Here is a 16,273-nt window from a genome sequence, read left to right on the forward strand (position 1 = left end):
GCTCATGTGGATCGAATTGCCCTCGATAAAGACATCGCCACCGGGGTCGAATTCACGCATGAGGGTCAGCGGCGGACAGTCGCGGCAGACCGCGAGGTCATATTGTGCGGCGGCGCCTTCAGTACACCGCAGTTGCTCATGCTCAGCGGCATAGGCGATCAGGATCATCTGAAGTCTGTCGGAATTGAGCCGGCCGTCCACTCGCCTGAGGTCGGGATGAACCTCCAGGACCATATTCTGCATGGGTCCTGCCTCTGGGAAGCACCGCAGCAGATCGAACATCGAAACAGCGGTGCGGAGGTTCTCGGCTACCTCAAAAGCGACCCCACGCTCGACAGACCTGACATCAGTCTTGTGCAGGTCGAACTGCCCTATGCGAGCGCAGCGATTGGCAAAGCCTTTGGCCCGACACAGAAAAGCTGGGCGCTATGCGCCGGCCTTATGGTGCCGAAAAGCCGCGGTCGCGTCCTGTTGAAGACCAACAATCCCAAAGATCGCCCCGTTATCGAGGCAAATTACCTCTCCCATCCCGACGACCTCGCAGCGCTTGAACGGAGCATTGCGTTGTGCCGTCAGATCGGCAATTCGGAAGCGATGAAGCCATTTGCCGTGCGGGAGATCGCCCCGGGCAAGGAGCTCAAAGGCGAAGAGCTCGCAAATTTCGCGCGCGATGGTGTGACGACCTACAGTCATCCGAGCGGGACCTGCCGAATGGGCGCCGACCCCGGCGCGGTCGTCGATGCGGAGTTGCGCGTCAACGGCGTCGGCAAACTTCGCATTGCCGACAGTTCGATCATGCCACGAATCCCTGCATGCGCGACGATGGCCACATGCGTCTTCATCGGCGAACGTCTCGCCGAGCTTCTCGAAAGAGCCGGTTAGACGTGGACAGGCCATGACCGGGCGCCCCGCAGCGAACAATCTTCAGCTTCATTCGAAGGAGTAGACGAATGGCATATTCCATCAATCTCACTGTGAATGGTGAGCGGCGACTAGTTGACATCGAGGATCCGCGTGTGACGCTTCTCGATTTGTTGCGCAACCATCTGCACCTGACAGGTGCAAAGAAGGGTTGTGATCGCGGCCAATGCGGGGCCTGCACGGTTCTGGTCAACGGACGCCGCATCAACTCGTGCCTGGCGCTGGCGGTGGCTATGGACAACACCGAAGTTCTCACGATCGAGGGCGTTGCCAGCGACGGCCAGCTTCACCCCGTTCAAGAAGCTTTTATTGCGCATGACGGTCTGCAATGCGGGTTCTGCACGCCTGGCCAGATCATGAGTGCTATTGGCCTGATAAATGAGGGACAGGCTGGCGACGACCCCGAACGGATTCGCGAATGCATGAGCGGAAATCTCTGTAGATGCGGAGCCTATCTCGGCATCACACAAGCGATACAGGAGGCTCAGAATAGCCTCTCCGGCACAGACCGCAGGAGTGCGGCATGAACCGGTTTGAATATCTGCGCCCCAATTCTGTTTCGGAGGCGGTTGCCGCGGGATCTGAACCCGGCTCCGCGTATCTCGCCGGAGGAACGAACCTGCTTGATCTGATGAAGGCAGGAATTGACCGGCCGACACGGGTGGTCGATGTGACGCGCCTTCCGGACCTCGACCACATCGAACGCTGCGCCGAGGGCGCATTAAGGATAGGTGCGCTTGTGCGGAATGCGACGCTGGCGCACGACCAGGATTTCGTTCGAAGGTATCCGTCGGTGGCTGAGGCGCTGCTGTCCGGCGCCTCGGCGCAATTGCGCAATGCGGCGACGGTCGGCGGCAACATCATGCAGCGCTCGCGGAATGTCTTCCATGCGGCACTTGCAAGCGTTTCCGATGCCCCGGCTATCGACGCGGCCGAGGACGACGGCAGATACAGTGCTATCCTGGGCTGGAGCAAGGCCTGCAGCGCAGTTCACCCCTCCGATTTCTGTGTTCCGCTTGTGGCGCTGGACGCACTGGTCGAAGTTGAGGGGCAGACTGGCAGACGCGAAGTGTCGCTCGAGAGCTTCTATCATTTGCCAGAGGACTCTCCCGAAATAGCAACGGTGCTTCAACCGGGCGACCTTATCACCGCTGTCATCCTTCCTGCGCGAGCGGGGGCATTTTCAGCAAACGCCTCCTATCTGAAGCTCCGTGAACGCACCTCATATGCTTTCGCATTGGTGTCTGCCGTAGCCTGCCTCGACATCGAAGATGGCAAGATCGCGGAAGCCCGCATTGCTCTTGGTGGGGTCGCACCCAAGCCGTGGCGCGCACGTTCCGCCGAGGACGTTCTCAAAGGAGCGGTGCCCAGCGAAGCTGCGTTTCGTCGTGCCGCGGAGGTCGCGTTGGCTGACGCGCGGCCCAGTCGCGACAACGCGTTCAAGATTGAACTTTCGAGGCGCGTCGTCCTGCGCGTCCTGTTGTCCGCCGCAAGCGGAGGCCCGCAAAGGCTTCCACCACTTCCCTCATCGCCGTTCTCAACCACTCCGGGAGTGCACCAATGACGCATGAATACGGATTTGTCGGCTCGACTCCTCATATTCGCCACGGCTCCAACTCCGGCCAGCCGCTGACACGGCGGGAGGGCGTGCTCAAGGTCACTGGCGCCGCCCGGTATGCCGCGGATTGTTATCCTGAAGGCATGCTCTATGCGGTGATCGTGGAGAGCACGATCGCGCGCGGTCTCGTGACCTCGCTGTCGCTGGCGGCTGCGAAGGCGCATGCGGGCGTCGTGGAGGTGATGACGCCGGAGAACCGGCCGCCGCTTGCGGCGGATCCCAATCTCAGGCCGAACCCGTTCATGATGCGCCTCGATGTGCTTCAAAACAACGTCGTTCGCTACGCAAGGCAACCTGTCGCGGTGGTCATTGGCGAGTCCTTCGAGGCTGCGACTGAAGGGGCGATGCTGCTTGCCCCGCGCTACCAGGCCGAGCTGCCGCGGATCGATCTCGACGACGCCGAGAGTTTTGTGCCTAAAGTCATCCGGGTGGCGAGCCCACCCGAAGAAGTTACGGGCGATATCGAGGCCGGCTTTGCCGCCGGGGCCACTCATGTCGACATCAGGTACGAAACCCCCGACCATTACCACAATCCGCTGGAGCCGCACGCGGTGGTGGCGGTCTGGGAAGGCGACAGGCTGTTGATCGACATGCCAACCCAGAACCCGGCATTCACCCGTTCACAACTCGCCTATATGTTTGGCCTTCATGCGGAGAACATCACAATCCGCAGCCCGCTTGTGGGCGGAGGTTTTGGTGGCAAGGGGATGTTGACCGGGCCCACCGTCCTCGGGATCCTCGCCGCGCGTCTCGTCAACAGGCCCGTCAAACTGGTCCTGCGCCGCGATCAGATGTATGGCCCCGTGGGTCACCGGGCGGCAACGCGTCAGCGGTTACGCCTTAGCATGGACGGCCAAGGAAGACTGACTGCGCTGAGCCATGACACCCTCACGGCGACAAGTTCGTTTGACGAATTCATAGAGCCCGCTGGGGATGCCTCGCACGTGCTTTATGCATCCCCTGCGATTTCCATTACCCACAGAGCGGTGCGACAAGACCAGGGCACGCCAATTTTCATGCGGGCTCCTGGTGAAGCGCCCGGCTCGGCCGCGCTCGAATCTGCGATCGATGAATTGGCGTGGTCGCGGCGCATCGATCCTCTGGATTTCAGGCTTCGCAACTACTCAGAGATCGATCCATTACATCACGCGCCTTTCTCCTCCAAGGAATTGCGAGAATGCTACGCTCAAGGGGCGGAGCGCTTCGGTTGGTCGAGGCGCCCCCTTGAACCGAGACAAATGCGTGACGGCAGTGGTTTCCTGGTCGGCTGGGGAATGGGAACGGCAACTTTCCCGGCGATCACGTTCCAGGCGGCTGCGCGAGCAATACTCCAAAGCGACGGCACAGGGATCATCGAAATCGGATCGGCGGACATGGGGCAGGGCTCCTTGACGGCGCTTGCCCAGATCGGCGCGGACAGCCTTGGACTTGACGTCGAACAAATCGAGTTCCGAGCCGGTACGTCCGATCTCCCCGATGGCGGGATCGAGGGCGCCTCCGCTCACACTGCGACCGCCGGTTCAGCAATCAGCTCAGCTGGGGCAGACGCCATCGCAAAATTGGCGGCTCTGGCGACGCTGGACCAGAACTCGCCCCTCTTCGGGGCGGATAACACCGGCCTTGCCGCGCGCGGCGGCCGACTGTATCGGCGCGACGACGAAAGCCGAAGTGAGAGTTACGCGGAAATTTTGGCGCGCGCGGGGACCAGCGCGGTTGAAGGTAACGGTAAATGCGGCCCGAACCCGGCCGCACAGTCGTATTCGATGCACTCGCATGGCGCAGTTTTTGCAGAGGTCAAGGTTGATCCCGACCTCGGTCAGATCCGTGTCACGCGGCTTGTTGGGGCCTTCGCGGCAGGACGCGTGATTAATCCCCGAATGGTACGGAGCCAGTACTACGGTGGCATGATCTGGGGCCTTTCATTCGCATTGCATGAGGAGGCCGTCATCGATCGACGCACCGGTCTCGTCATGAACGCTGATCTCGCCGAATATCGAATTCCGGTCAACGCGGACGTGCCTTCACTCGAGGCAATTATCGTCGAAGAGCACGACCCGTACGTGAATGCTCTGGGCACGAAAGGCGTAGGCGAGATTGGTATCACCGGTACGGTGGGTGCCATCGCCAACGCGATCTGGCACGCCACAGGTGTCCGCGTTCGCCGGTTTCCCATCCGGATCGAAGATATCATGTTTCCGCAAGGCACAGAGGCCTGAGATTTCAATAGCGTGTGCGAACCGCTTCGGCAGACGGCACTTTAACCAACGAATGAGAATGTCCATGACCATGCCAGCTTTCAAACCGACCGCGCGCCCCATTCCATCGAACGCGGCGCCGACCAATGAACTCAAGAAATTCGTTCCCCACTTGTCCATCGCCGAACGCGACCGGCGATGGTCGAAGACCAGAAGGCGAATGATGTTTGCCGAACTGGATGGCCTGGTGTTCCTTGGCAACGACATCTATTTCGGGATGGGGATGGCCAATCTCCGGTACATGTTTCAGCTGGACGCTCAGCTCGGCGGCGACGCACTGTTTCCCGCAACCGGTGATCCTGTGGTCTGGACCGGCATCATTCATATGAACAGGCCATTTAACGCCTTCGCATCCATGCAGGATTGGGTTGGAGATGTTCGTGGCCGGGCGGGCTTAGGCGCGATTGCCGAGGAGATCCGGGCTCGTGGACTGGAGCGGGGGCGTATTGGGATCGTCGGGTTCTCCTCCACCATTCAGCGCACGCCGACCCTGCTTCACAGAGAGGTGGAGGCCCTGAAATCGCTCCTGCCAGGCGCCACCTTTGTGGAAGCGAGCTGGCTGATCGAGGAGTTACGTGTCGTCAAAAGCGAAGAAGAGATCGAGATGCTTCGCGGCGCAGGTCGCATCGCTCGCAAGGCTGTCGACGCGTTGATTGAAACCGCGCGGCCAGGCGTGCCCGAGGCAGTGGTCTACGCCGAGATGATAAAGGCGCAGATCGCAAACGGGGCCGAACCGAATATTTTCAATCTTTGGGCCGCCGGGCCGGTCGAGCATCCGCAAGAAGAGCTCTGGCATCTGCTGCATGGCTCGGACCAGCCGATCGCTCCCACGATGCGACCGCTGCAAACAGGAGATATCATCATTTCGGAGCTTCACACGAAGTACGGCGGGTACCGCTGCCATACCGAATACACCGTTTATCTCGGCAAGCAGGCTCCGAAGGAATTGCTGCGCATTTGGGATGTTGCCGTCGAATGTTTGCATGCGAGCAAAGCCGCCCTGACAACGGGCCGCACGATTGGTGAGGCCGTAGCGATGATACGCAAGCCGGCCGAACGGGCCGGGCTGGACTGGGTCGAGCTTGGCTTCCACGCAATGGGAACTGCCTCGCCCGAGCATCCCAGCGTCGTTTACCCTGGCGGATTCGGGGTGAACGCTGTCAACGGCGCGCACGTCTCGGACATGGAACTTCAAGAGGGCATGGCGTTTGGCAACAATATCAACCTCCATGATGCCAACTGGAAGGTCGATGTCGGGGTCATGCTGGCCGACTTCATGGTTGTGCGCGACAAGGAGGCGGAGCTTCTCGTGAACACGCCGCTTGAACTGGCTCAAATTGCATAACATCCAACAGCAATACGGGTTCGACAGACGAGGAGAAACAATGGACACTAACACGCACCCTTCCAGGCTTGGACTTTATGCCGGGAGCGACGAGCGCGTCGACGCGGCCTTTGCCGTGATCCACGGCCGTGGCGGCGAGATCCTGAACATCCACAAAACCCTTTGCCATTCGCCCGGAATGTTTCGCGCGATGGCGACCTATGCTGCCGCGCTCCGAAGCGAGTCGGCAATAGCCGCTCAGATCCGACAGTTGGTGGTGCTCCGCGTCTGCCAATTGAATAGCGGCGCGTATGAGTGGAGTGTGCATGTCGGCGTGACCACGAAAATGGGCGTACCCATGGCCAAGATCGAAGCGCTCCGCAACTGGACCGAATCTGATCTCTATTCCGACGAGGAGCGCGCGGCTCTCGGATTTGCGGATCAAACGTCGGCCAATACCGGCGTCGATGAAAAAACGTTCCACACCGCTCTGAAAATCTTTGGCACGCGGGGCGTCGTCGATCTGGCGGCCCTGGTTTCCTGGTATGTGGGAAATACGCGTTTTGCGACCGCCCTCGAAATCGTGCCGGACGGACCCGGCGTGCTCGAATAGCGGCTATGAGACGATCACGCTGCCGGCGGCCTCGATGGCATCCGGCGTGTCGACATCTATCAGAGCGCCGTCGCCGATCTCCACGTCGACGACCGGCAGATCGAGAGCCCTGATCAGCGCACGCGCGCCTTTGTCACCTGTCAGGCCTTTCACTTCACCAAAAGCGCCTTGGGAAACACGACGGGGTTACCGGGCATTCACAGGCCCATGGCGCGAATAAAGGATCTTCCGCCATCTGCTCGAAACATCGAAATGAGTAAATCTAGGTCCGGAACGGTCAGAGCCGGCATGTCTGCAAGAACGATCATGACACCGTCAGGCTCTTCGGCCTCTGCAGCCGAAACACCAAGGGCCAATGAACTCGCCATTCCCGAGGCGAATGAAGCGTTGTGGACGAGCTTAACGGGAAGATCCGCAATCCTCCGCTGAATGTCCGAATGCCGGTATCCGGTGACCACGATCACCGACCGCGCCGCGCTCGTGGTCGATGTCAGGGTCGAGCGGGGGATGAGCGGCATGCCCTGGAACGTGGAGAGCAGCTTATGCGCGCTACTCGCCCCTATGCGGCTTGATCGACCTGCTGCAAGCAGAACGATCGATACGGAAAGCTGATCTGGTCGTGCAGGTGATCCGTGCTCTTCCTCGGTCAACCGTATATCGCCAATCGGCAAGCCACGACATCGGCCATGACAGACAAGGCCAATGAATGCGCATCGCGCGTCGGTCCGAATGTCCCGATCGGCGCCTTGATGCGAGCAATATCATTTTTGCTATAGCCGAGTTCTTTCAGGCGCTCGACCCGTTTCCGATGCGTGCGCGTGCTTCCGAGCGCTCCCACGTAGAAAGCTGACGAACCCAGAACCCTCCGCAGGACCGACTCCTCGCGGTCGAGCTCATGGTATAGGAACAGGATTGCCGTATCGGTATCGATCTGCCGGACGATATCTTGCCCGGACTCGCTGTTCTCGTATACAAGAACGTCAAATTGCGAGGCTGCGGCCAGGCAAGCAACGGCACTTGCCTCCACCGTATGGCCGGAGATAACAATGCGTGTGCGCGGAGGGTAGTTCGTCAGGAAATCTCCGCCCTGCCTGCCCGCCCGCTCCGGAGGCTCCATGAATTGAAGTGACGCTCACGGCAATAGCAAAAGACCCGCTGGCCGGCGTTCATCGATACGACTGAGGACTTCTTCGATCGGCCCGCCATCTTTCAGCAAATGGAGGGCGATGGTGATACCGCCGCCGCAAGGAAGTACGATGTCGAAGAACGGCGAGCCGTCGCCAAACGTCACGATCCTGTCGCAGCCCTTTACCAGGGCGAGAAGCGCTTCGCGAGCGACTGCCGCTTCGACACAGCCCCCCGTCCGCTGCCACGACCATATGCGATCCCAGCGCGCGCGAAGCCCCACCGTGGATCTCGACGAGTGTCGCCAGAACGACGTCGCTGCCCGCTTTCAAGCAGGCGCTGGCAAATCCCAAGATCTCGATTGTATCGTCGGTGGTCAACGCCCTTACAGGTGCCGGCGTGAAAACGTCACTTGTGTCCTCGTCCATCTCGTTTCCCGTCGGATCGTCGGTTTCGATGTCCGACTTGGCTGCAGAACCGGGCCGGAACGCTGGATGCTTCCCCAACCCAAAATCTTCAGAAACGCCGCCCTTATGGCTGACTTCGCTACGCCGCATTGTTGCCGGTTCCAGCGCGAGTGGCTACAGGATGAGCGGCATCGACAGGCTTCTACACGCCGTGTCTAATGCGAGCGACCTCTGCCGAAAAGTGCCGGGGGCCATGTTACTAACTTTCGCCGCCGCTAGCCTGCATCGATGCGTGGAAGACCAGATCTCCAATCGGCTGTCGCTCACTGGGAATTTCCTGGCTTCGAAGCTGAGGGACGAGTATCGAAGGATCGCCAAGCTTGCCGACTGCTGCGACGGCATTGATCGTGTGGCCGTCAGGAACTTTCAGGGCCTCCGCCAATTTCCCTCGGTCGAAGCCGCCGATACAATGGGTGTGCCATCCAAGAAGACTTGCCTGTTGGGCAAATGACATCCACGCTGCGCCTGTATCAAAGACGTGGGATCGAGATTCCACCGTCTGGCCATCGCGTTCCAGCGTTTTCTTAGATATGAAAGCGACCATCGCTGCTGCCCGAAATGCCCAGTCGCGGTTGACCTCAAAGAGACACCCGAGAAAATCGTCCCAGGCAGGCCCGTCCCGTCTTGAATAGACGAACCGCCATGGCTGCGCGTTGTGCGAGGAGGGGGCCCATCGTGCCGCCTCGAACATCGTCATCAGTTCATTGTCCGCAATCGGCTCTTCCGAGAAAGCGCGGGGCGACCAGCGCTCCAGGAAAAGCGGCGAAACCTCATAGGAACTGACACGTGGCGTCAGACCCTTGTAGGCGCCATCATGATAGAGAAGCGGACTGGCTCCCGAGACGCCGCCGCCCACAACCTCCCCGATGAAGATCGTATGTGTTTCGACATCTGTTTCGCTCACCAGTTCGCATTCCAGATGCGCCGCAGCTTGGTCAAGGATTGGCGTACCCCGCCATCCAAAATGGTGGGCGACATCTTCAAACCGGTTTTCAGATTTGCTGGAGAAGCGCTCTCCGAGATCCTTCTGATGGTCAGCCAGGATGTTGACAACGAAGTTCCTGCTACCGGAAATCAACGAGTGACTACGAGTAGAGCGATTGACCACGATCAGTATCCGCGGCGGGCTGGCCGAAACGCTGCTGATGGCCGTCGCCGTCATACCGTGTAATTGTCGCTCGTGTGACGTAGTTATGACACCAACGCTCGAAGCGACGTGTCGCATTAAAGTGCGGAACATTCCGACATCGATCGGCGTGATCTTTTCATGGATCATAGTTTCTCCTCCCATGTTAAGCGTACCAGGGCTGAGACTTGCGAATTCGCGAGTTTCGGAGCACCTGCCGCAAAAGCCCGTGACCGGAGACAATATCCAATACCGGTTCTAAAACTATAATACGTCCGTTTTTTTGTTAGTCAAGCCACCTCCGCTACCGGCGGCGGGCAGCGCCGGTCGCGCTAAGCTGTTGCGCCTCTCATTCCGTCCAGGAGCAGCGCGATCATGCTCTTCAGCTCGCTAAGCCCGGCTTCGACATCCGGCTGATCGGTTGATATCCAGATCCGCACTGCGGCAAACATGAGGAGAAAAATAGTACGCGCGCTCAACGTCGCGTCCATGTACGGCCTGATCTCTCCCCTTTCACGTGCCTGCACAATCATTACCTTGACGTCGTTCAGGGTTTCGCCGCGGACGCGGTGGAATTCCCGCGCGTGGAGTGAGTTAGTGTGGAATACGTTTTCGCGAAGGAGCACGCGGAACAGGCCGGGTTCCTTTGCATAGGCAGTGTAAGCTGGCCTGAAATAACCGGTCAGCGCATCGAGAAGATTGCCTTCCTTCTTTGCCTCCTCTCTGCACTTGGCGATCAGCGATGGCATCCCTGCATTAAACACGAGCAGCACCAGTTCGCTCTTGGTCTCCGCGTATGAGCTGAGTGTCCCCAGCGCAACCCGTGCTTCTTTCGCGACGTCCCGTAGTGTAGTCGCATCGTAGCCGACGTCCGCGAACTGCCGGCGCGCCGCCAAAAAGATCCGTTCCAGCTTTTCGACCTTGTTCTGTTCTCGCAGGCCAAACCGTTCAGAATCGATCCCGAGCAAATCCCGAAGGCGATAAATATCGAGGCCATCGCTGTCTTCAATGTTGATGTCGTCGTCTACCGGTTCCTCTCGAGGGGCCTGTTTTACAGCTTTCATGGACTTTACTAACCTTCATCTTATGCGGCCCGGAATCACGCCATCAAGTACGATCCGGAGTGCCATTTTAGAGCCATCGGCGGTGAAGGCAACTGTAGCACAATCATTCGTACTGCGCCCAACAAAAACTTGACAAGTTATGAAATCGTACACGTTATAGAATTTACGAGGCCGTTGAATCGAGGGAGGCGGTTGCTTTGGTTGTGGAGGGAATTGACTATGCGGTGGGCAGCGTCGTCGGCAGTGGCGGGCTCGTGGATCGAACGGCCGCGTCCGCTTCTTTTGGTTATGCCAAGCTGGCTGGGAGTGACCGAGTCTGCGATCGCCCGGGCGGCACGTATGGCCGCGACGATTATATCGCTTTCGTGGTTTGCATGTATGGCCTGGGCAAGACCGGCGATGGACCGCCTACGTCGAAAGCGTGGGTGGAGGAGATTGCCTCAGATCCGGCAGAACGCAGACAGCGGGTAAATGCAGCCCTCGACACATTGGTCCCCGAAGCCACCAGGCGTGGAGTCGAAGATTCCTCGAAAGCGGCTGCGGTTGGCTTTTGCTTTGGTGGCGCCAATGTACTGGAACTGGCGCGGAGCGGAGCCGACATCGACGCGGTTGTTTGCGTCCACGGGGATCTCGCAGGAGCGTTGCCAGCGCGCAAAGGCGACATCAAAGCCGCCTTGTTTATATTACACGGGACGAAAGATCCGGTGGCACCCAAGGCTGATCGCGATGCATTGGAGGCGGAGCTCGACGCCGCGGAAGCCAAATGGCAAATGCTCAACTTCGGTGGGCTGCTCCACGCTTTCGCCGAAGAGGGGATTAACGTTCCCGGTATTGGCGTTCACGACCCCGGCGCCGCACGCCAGACCTACAAGATGATTGACGACGTCATCGGCAATGTGTTCGCAAACCGGACTTGAGATTCTTTTTGCGACCCTAACATCGCGCGTTGCCCAGACAGCGCGTTCAACGGATCCCATCGACCTGCAGAAAAGTACGGGTCGCCCGTACAATGTTCAATTCTTCAGCGGGTCCTGAACAAGTACCTTTCATCACAATCGACAAGGAGAAGAGTGATGTTGTTGTTAACAGCCGCGAATGGCAACCAAGGAAAACTACTGCTGCCGCGGCTCCTTAAGGATGGCTTCAATGTGCGAGCCTGCACCCGGTCCGAAAGCTCCGCTGACGCTATTCGCGCTTTGGGTGTGAAGGACGTAATCGTCGGAGACATTGCCGAACCGGATATACTGGAGCGAGCCGTTGAAGGCGTAAGTCGGGTCTATCACATCGGGCCATCTGCTCATCCTCGCGAGCGCGAGATGGGGCTTCGTATGGTGGATGCCGCGCGCCAGGCTGGCGTCCGACATTTCGTGTTCAGTTCGGTTCTTCACCCTATCATATCGGACCTGGTGCAGCATGAGATCAAGCGCGACATAGAAGAACACCTGTTGTCTTCCGGACTGGAATTCACAGTTCTCCAACCGACTAACTACATGGTGCCGTGGCGGTTTCTGCCTGCCTTCAGAGACGGCGTGTTCCGGTTGTTCTGGTCGCTCGATCGGCGGCAGTCGATGATCGATCTACGCGACATTGTTGATGTTGCGGCGCTCGTGCTCGGCGAGGGCGAGCGCCATTATGGTGCAACCTACGAATTGAGCGGCGAAGGGCGATTTACGGCGCATGAGATCGGTGCGGTGATCTCCCACGTCGTGGGACGCGAGATCCGCGTCGAGGAAGTGAACTCTGAAGACTATCGCAAAGGTCTGTTCGGAGATGGTGACCGGAGCAGGTTTGCTCATCAGGACCGGGTTCTGAAGAGCATTAGCGACCACTATTCAAATCACGATTTTGTCGGAAACCCCAACGTTTTGACCTGGCTTCTCGGGCGCAAACCGAGGTCCCTCGAGGAATTCATTCGCGGTCAATTCGAGGCATATCGAATGGGATAGTCTGATATCTGTTTCGCCGACGAGAGCCTGTGCCGCAGATCGGGCGGGTAGACATTGGACTGACACGTATTGCCGCAATCTGATAGGGAGGGTGTCTTTCAAACCCTCCCTCGCGTCGCATCGGTCGCGAGAGGAGGGGATCAATCGCGAGCGAGCGGACAAATACCAGAAGGGCGGATATGGTGGGCTTGTGGCTTCGAACACCCATCTCGAATCGTTCGTCGCGAAGCTGGGGCGATGTCGAACCACCCTCCTGTCACAGAGCCGCCCTCAAGAAGCAGTAGAACTCCCAGGGCATAACGTTGCCGCAGGCGGTGCTCGCCATCACACGCGTTTTGGCTCCTCGCCAGCACCCTAATGCCATGCCCGGATCGACAAAACAACGCAATGCGGGTGTCAGCGGCGTGAGCGTTTCTGTATGTCGCGATGCCACGCTACGACGGCGACGATCTTTAGCCTTGATCGGGCCGTTGTTGCCGCCTGGGCAGAACCCCGACATTCCGTTGCGCGTCAAGGAGCTCGCCAATGGGAAACGCGGTTTTGTACTTAACCTGTTTAAGAGCGAAGCTTGAGCGAATATTGGCAACACCCGATGTTTTAGAGAGTTTCTCGACAATGAAATGCTGAAGCGCCCCGACATCGGATACCACGACACGCAACATATAGTCTGAATCGCCGGTCATCAGATAGCACTCCATCACCTCCGAAAAAGTCTGGATCGCGGCTTCAAATCGTTCCAGTTGGGCTTCCGCCTGCCTCTCCAGTGTCACCTGAATGAAAACGCTGATGTTGGCGCCTACGCTATGTGGATCGAGCAAAGTGACGCGCCGGGCTATTACACCGGAAGTCTCAAGCGCACGGACGCGGACGAGGCACGGCGATGGAGATAGTCCGACGCGCTGAGCCAGTTCGACATTCGACAGGCTGGCGTCTTCCTGCAATTCGATCAAAATTTTCACGTCGATCGTATCCATGCGAATCCTCGGCACTTCGTGCTGCATTTTGCGGTCTATACGGCATAATAGCTTTCAAACGATGCAAACATCAACATCTTCAGCATGACCTGCGGTGACAACTCTGCTATTTTTATAATATGTCCGAAAATAGAGAGGCCTCAACTATGCATACCAACCTTAAGAACCTCGCGGTTGCAGCGAGGGTGGGAGACACGGATCCGCCCGAGACTCACGATTGGCTGGCCTCGCTTGAGTCACTCCTCGGAAACGGTGGAAAGGAGCGCGCCCGCTTTATCCTTTCTGCGATTGAGGAAAGAGCGACAGAGTTGGGCGTCCTGCCAGACCTGTTGCCATTCTCCCCGTATCGAAACACCATACCGATCGAGGAGCAGCCGCGCTTTCCGGGCGACATTGAAATGGAAGAACGGATTACCGCGATCTTGCGGTGGAACGCGCTGGTCATGGTGATGCGGGCCAACAAAGCTTATGGCGAACTAGGTGGGCATATTGCGAGCTATGCCTCGGCAGCCGAAATATTTGAGGTTGGCTTCAATCACTTCTTCCAGGGACCAGATGCCGAAGGGGGTGGCGATCTCGTTTTCTTCCAGCCACACTCCGCCCCCGGGGTATATGCGCGCGCCTTCCTTGAAGGCCGGCTATCGCAGCAGCAGCTGGAACGTTATCGCCAGGAGATCGGCGGCCCCGGACTTTGTTCATACCCTCATCCATGGCTGATGCCCGATTTTTGGCAGCTGCCAACCGGATCAATGGGTATCGGCCCATTGAGCGCGATCTATCAGGCGAGGTTCATGCGATATCTTCGCGATCGGGGGCTGGCCAATACAGACGAACGGCGCGTCTGGGGCGTCTTCGGCGACGGCGAGATGGACGAACCCGAGTCGATCGCTGGACTGTCGCTTGCCGCGCGGGAAGGGCTGGACAACCTGGCGTTCATCATCAATTGCAATCTTCAGCGTCTGGATGGACCTGTCCGTGGAAACGGCCAGATAATTCAAGAATTGGAAATGCTGTTCCGAGGTGCCGGATGGAATGTCGTCAAGGTACTTTGGGCTTCCGAGTGGGACAGCATCTTTTCACGCGACGTCAATCATGCGCTGCTTCGCCGCTTTGCAGCAACGGTCGATGGAAAGTACCAGACGCTTGGCGCAAAAGACGGCGCCTATAACCTCGCCCACTTTTTCGATGAGGACCCGGAAGTTCGGGCGCTTGTTGCTCACATGTCGGATCGCGATGTTGATGCCCTGCGTCGAGGCGGGCACGATTTCCGGAAACTCCACGCTGCATTTGAGGCGGCCCGCCAGACCAAAGGCAGGCCCACCGTCATTCTCGCCAAGACCAAGAAGGGCTATGGCATGGGGGGCGCAGGCGAATCCAGGATGACCGCGCATCAGGCAAAGAAGCTCGATATTGAGGCCCTTCTCGCATTCCGCGACCGGTTTGACCTCGCTTTGACCAATGAGCAGGTGGAGCGTCTGGACTTTTACCGCCCTGCAGAAGACAGTCCTGAGCTGACATACTTGCGGGCTAGGCGAGAGGGGCTCGGCGGATACCTGCCGGCCCGTAAGCGCAAATCATCTGCCGTCCCGGTCCCGGCCATCGACAGCTACGCTGAGTTTGCGTTGAGGGCAGACGGCAAGGAGATGTCGACCACTATGGCAGTCGTGCGTCTGTTCAGCAATTTGTTGAAAGACAAGGAGCTTGGTGCGCGCATCGTGCCGATCGTCGCCGACGAGGCGCGCACTTTCGGGATGGCCAACATGTTCCGTCAGGTTGGCATCTATTCTCCGGTCGGACAACTCTACGAGCCCGAGGATGCCGGCTCGATGCTCTACTACAAAGAGGCGAAGGACGGACAGCTGTTGGAGGAGGGGATCACGGAGGCCGGCGCAATTGCTTCCTGGACGGCGGCTGCCACCGCCTACAGTGCACACGGCAAGGCGATGCTGCCATTTTACATCTACTATTCGATGTTTGGATTCCAGCGCGTTGGTGATCTCATATGGGCGGCGGCCGATCAGCGGGCGCGAGGCTTCCTGATTGGTGCGACTGCTGGACGGACGACCCTGGGCGGGGAAGGCTTGCAGCATCAGGACGGCTCCAGCCTGGTGATGGCCGCCGCCGTCCCCAACTGCCGCGCCTATGATCCCACATATGCCTATGAAATGGCAGTTCTCCTTGACCACGGAGCGCGCTCGATGCTGGAGGCGCAGAAGGACGAATTCTATTACCTCACTGCGATGAACGAGAACTACGCCCAGCCCTCGATGCCCGAAGGCGCAGAGGCAGGCATCGTTAAAGGTCTATATAGGCTGGCGTCGCATTCACCGCAGAAGGGGAAGCCAACCGTCCGTCTACTGGGTTCCGGCGCAATCCTGCCGGAGGTCGTGGAGGCAGCAAAACTTCTGAAGGACGATTGGGGTGCTGGCACAGACGTGTTTTCGGCAACCAGCTTTTCCGAGCTTGCTCGAGACGCCCGCGATGTCGAACGCCATAACAGGCTGAACCCGCTTGCGGAACCTCAAGTGAGCCATGTTGAGGCGTGCTTGCGGGGAAGGGCGCCGATCATCGCGGCAACTGACTATGTCCGAGCGTGGCCTCAGCTTATCGCGTCCTATGTGAACGCGCCTTTTTCCGTGCTTGGCACGGATGGCTTTGGACGCAGTGACACCCGAGCAGCCCTGCGTGCCTTCTTCGAGGTTAACCGCCATCAGATCGTGATAACGGCGCTTTCCGCCCTTGCACGAGAAGGTGCAATCACGCGCGAAACAGTTGCCGAGGCAATTGATCGCTATGGCGTCGCAGCTGACGCGCCTGCACCCTGGACTGTTTGACCCCCA

Annotated in this window: 14 protein-coding genes and 1 pseudogene; 9 read left to right on the forward strand and 6 right to left on the reverse strand. The window is 58.8% G+C overall.

The window, feature by feature from the left end:
- Positions 1–6 precede the first annotated feature (6 nt).
- From Q4Q11_RS13395 to Q4Q11_RS13420, 6 genes are all read left to right on the forward strand, one after another.
- Positions 7–882: a GMC family oxidoreductase gene (locus Q4Q11_RS13395; RefSeq protein ID WP_498569804.1), complete on the forward strand. Its 876-nt coding sequence runs from the start codon at positions 7–9 to the stop codon at positions 880–882.
- A gap of 68 nt (positions 883–950) precedes the next feature.
- Positions 951–1,448 (forward strand): (2Fe-2S)-binding protein, encoded by a 498-nt coding sequence (locus tag Q4Q11_RS13400; RefSeq protein WP_498569768.1) that lies wholly within the window; start codon positions 951–953, stop codon positions 1,446–1,448.
- The gene (locus tag Q4Q11_RS13405; protein ID WP_498569769.1) at positions 1,445–2,485 is read left to right on the forward strand and encodes an FAD binding domain-containing protein; all 1,041 of its coding nucleotides are present in this window, start codon (positions 1,445–1,447) and stop codon (positions 2,483–2,485) included. The genes Q4Q11_RS13400 and Q4Q11_RS13405 overlap by 4 nt, the downstream gene beginning before the upstream one ends.
- Positions 2,482–4,755: a xanthine dehydrogenase family protein molybdopterin-binding subunit gene (locus Q4Q11_RS13410; protein WP_498569770.1), complete on the forward strand. Its 2,274-nt coding sequence runs from the start codon at positions 2,482–2,484 to the stop codon at positions 4,753–4,755. The genes Q4Q11_RS13405 and Q4Q11_RS13410 overlap by 4 nt, the downstream gene beginning before the upstream one ends.
- Positions 4,756–4,819: 64 nt before the next feature.
- Positions 4,820–6,139: a M24 family metallopeptidase gene (locus Q4Q11_RS13415; RefSeq protein WP_498569771.1), complete on the forward strand. Its 1,320-nt coding sequence runs from the start codon at positions 4,820–4,822 to the stop codon at positions 6,137–6,139.
- A complete protein-coding gene (locus Q4Q11_RS13420) occupies positions 6,117–6,731 on the forward strand; it encodes a carboxymuconolactone decarboxylase family protein (RefSeq protein WP_498569772.1) in 615 nt (204 codons plus the stop codon). The genes Q4Q11_RS13415 and Q4Q11_RS13420 overlap by 23 nt, the downstream gene beginning before the upstream one ends.
- Positions 6,732–6,734: 3 nt before the next feature.
- Here Q4Q11_RS13420 and Q4Q11_RS13425 read toward each other — a convergent pair whose 3' ends face one another.
- The 5 genes and pseudogenes from Q4Q11_RS13425 to Q4Q11_RS13445 all read right to left on the reverse strand — a co-directional run bounded on the left by Q4Q11_RS13425 (position 6,735) and on the right by Q4Q11_RS13445 (position 10,513).
- Positions 6,735–6,884 (reverse strand): hypothetical protein, encoded by a 150-nt coding sequence (locus Q4Q11_RS13425; protein ID WP_498569773.1) that lies wholly within the window; start codon positions 6,882–6,884, stop codon positions 6,735–6,737.
- Between the two features lie 44 nt (positions 6,885–6,928).
- Positions 6,929–7,381, reverse strand: coding sequence for a nucleotidyltransferase family protein (locus Q4Q11_RS13430; RefSeq protein ID WP_498569774.1), 453 nt, complete (start codon positions 7,379–7,381; stop codon positions 6,929–6,931).
- Positions 7,378–8,284, reverse strand: a pseudogene (locus Q4Q11_RS13435) (XdhC family protein). The gene Q4Q11_RS13430 and the pseudogene Q4Q11_RS13435 overlap by 4 nt, the downstream one beginning before the upstream one ends.
- Before the next feature lie 238 nt (positions 8,285–8,522).
- Positions 8,523–9,599: a flavin reductase gene (locus Q4Q11_RS13440; protein WP_498569775.1), complete on the reverse strand. Its 1,077-nt coding sequence runs from the start codon at positions 9,597–9,599 to the stop codon at positions 8,523–8,525.
- 182 nt (positions 9,600–9,781) lie between these two features.
- Complete coding sequence (locus Q4Q11_RS13445; protein ID WP_498569776.1) at positions 9,782–10,513, reverse strand: TetR/AcrR family transcriptional regulator; 732 nt, start codon at positions 10,511–10,513, stop codon at positions 9,782–9,784.
- Positions 10,514–10,716: 203 nt separating this feature from the next.
- Between Q4Q11_RS13445 and Q4Q11_RS13450 the strand changes: the two genes are divergently transcribed.
- Together Q4Q11_RS13450 and Q4Q11_RS13455 are read left to right on the forward strand one after the other, a co-directional pair.
- Entirely contained in the window at positions 10,717–11,430 is a 714-nt protein-coding gene (locus tag Q4Q11_RS13450; RefSeq protein WP_498569805.1) for a dienelactone hydrolase family protein, read from the forward strand.
- A 156-nt stretch (positions 11,431–11,586) separates the two neighbouring features.
- Positions 11,587–12,459 carry an SDR family oxidoreductase gene (locus tag Q4Q11_RS13455; RefSeq protein WP_498569777.1) on the forward strand — a complete coding sequence of 291 codons (873 nt, stop codon included), beginning with the start codon at positions 11,587–11,589 and terminating at the stop codon, positions 12,457–12,459.
- Between the two features lie 452 nt (positions 12,460–12,911).
- On the opposite strand, the gene Q4Q11_RS13460 is transcribed toward Q4Q11_RS13455, so the two are convergent.
- Positions 12,912–13,433 (reverse strand): Lrp/AsnC family transcriptional regulator, encoded by a 522-nt coding sequence (locus Q4Q11_RS13460; RefSeq protein WP_498569778.1) that lies wholly within the window; start codon positions 13,431–13,433, stop codon positions 12,912–12,914.
- Between the two features lie 146 nt (positions 13,434–13,579).
- Here Q4Q11_RS13460 and mdeB point away from each other — a divergent pair, with 146 nt between their 5' ends.
- Positions 13,580–16,267: an alpha-ketoglutarate dehydrogenase gene (gene mdeB / locus Q4Q11_RS13465; RefSeq protein WP_498569779.1), complete on the forward strand. Its 2,688-nt coding sequence runs from the start codon at positions 13,580–13,582 to the stop codon at positions 16,265–16,267.
- The last annotated feature ends 6 nt before the right edge of the window (positions 16,268–16,273 follow it).

This window comes from Rhizobium sp. UFLA01-1127 (assembly GCF_059803845.1).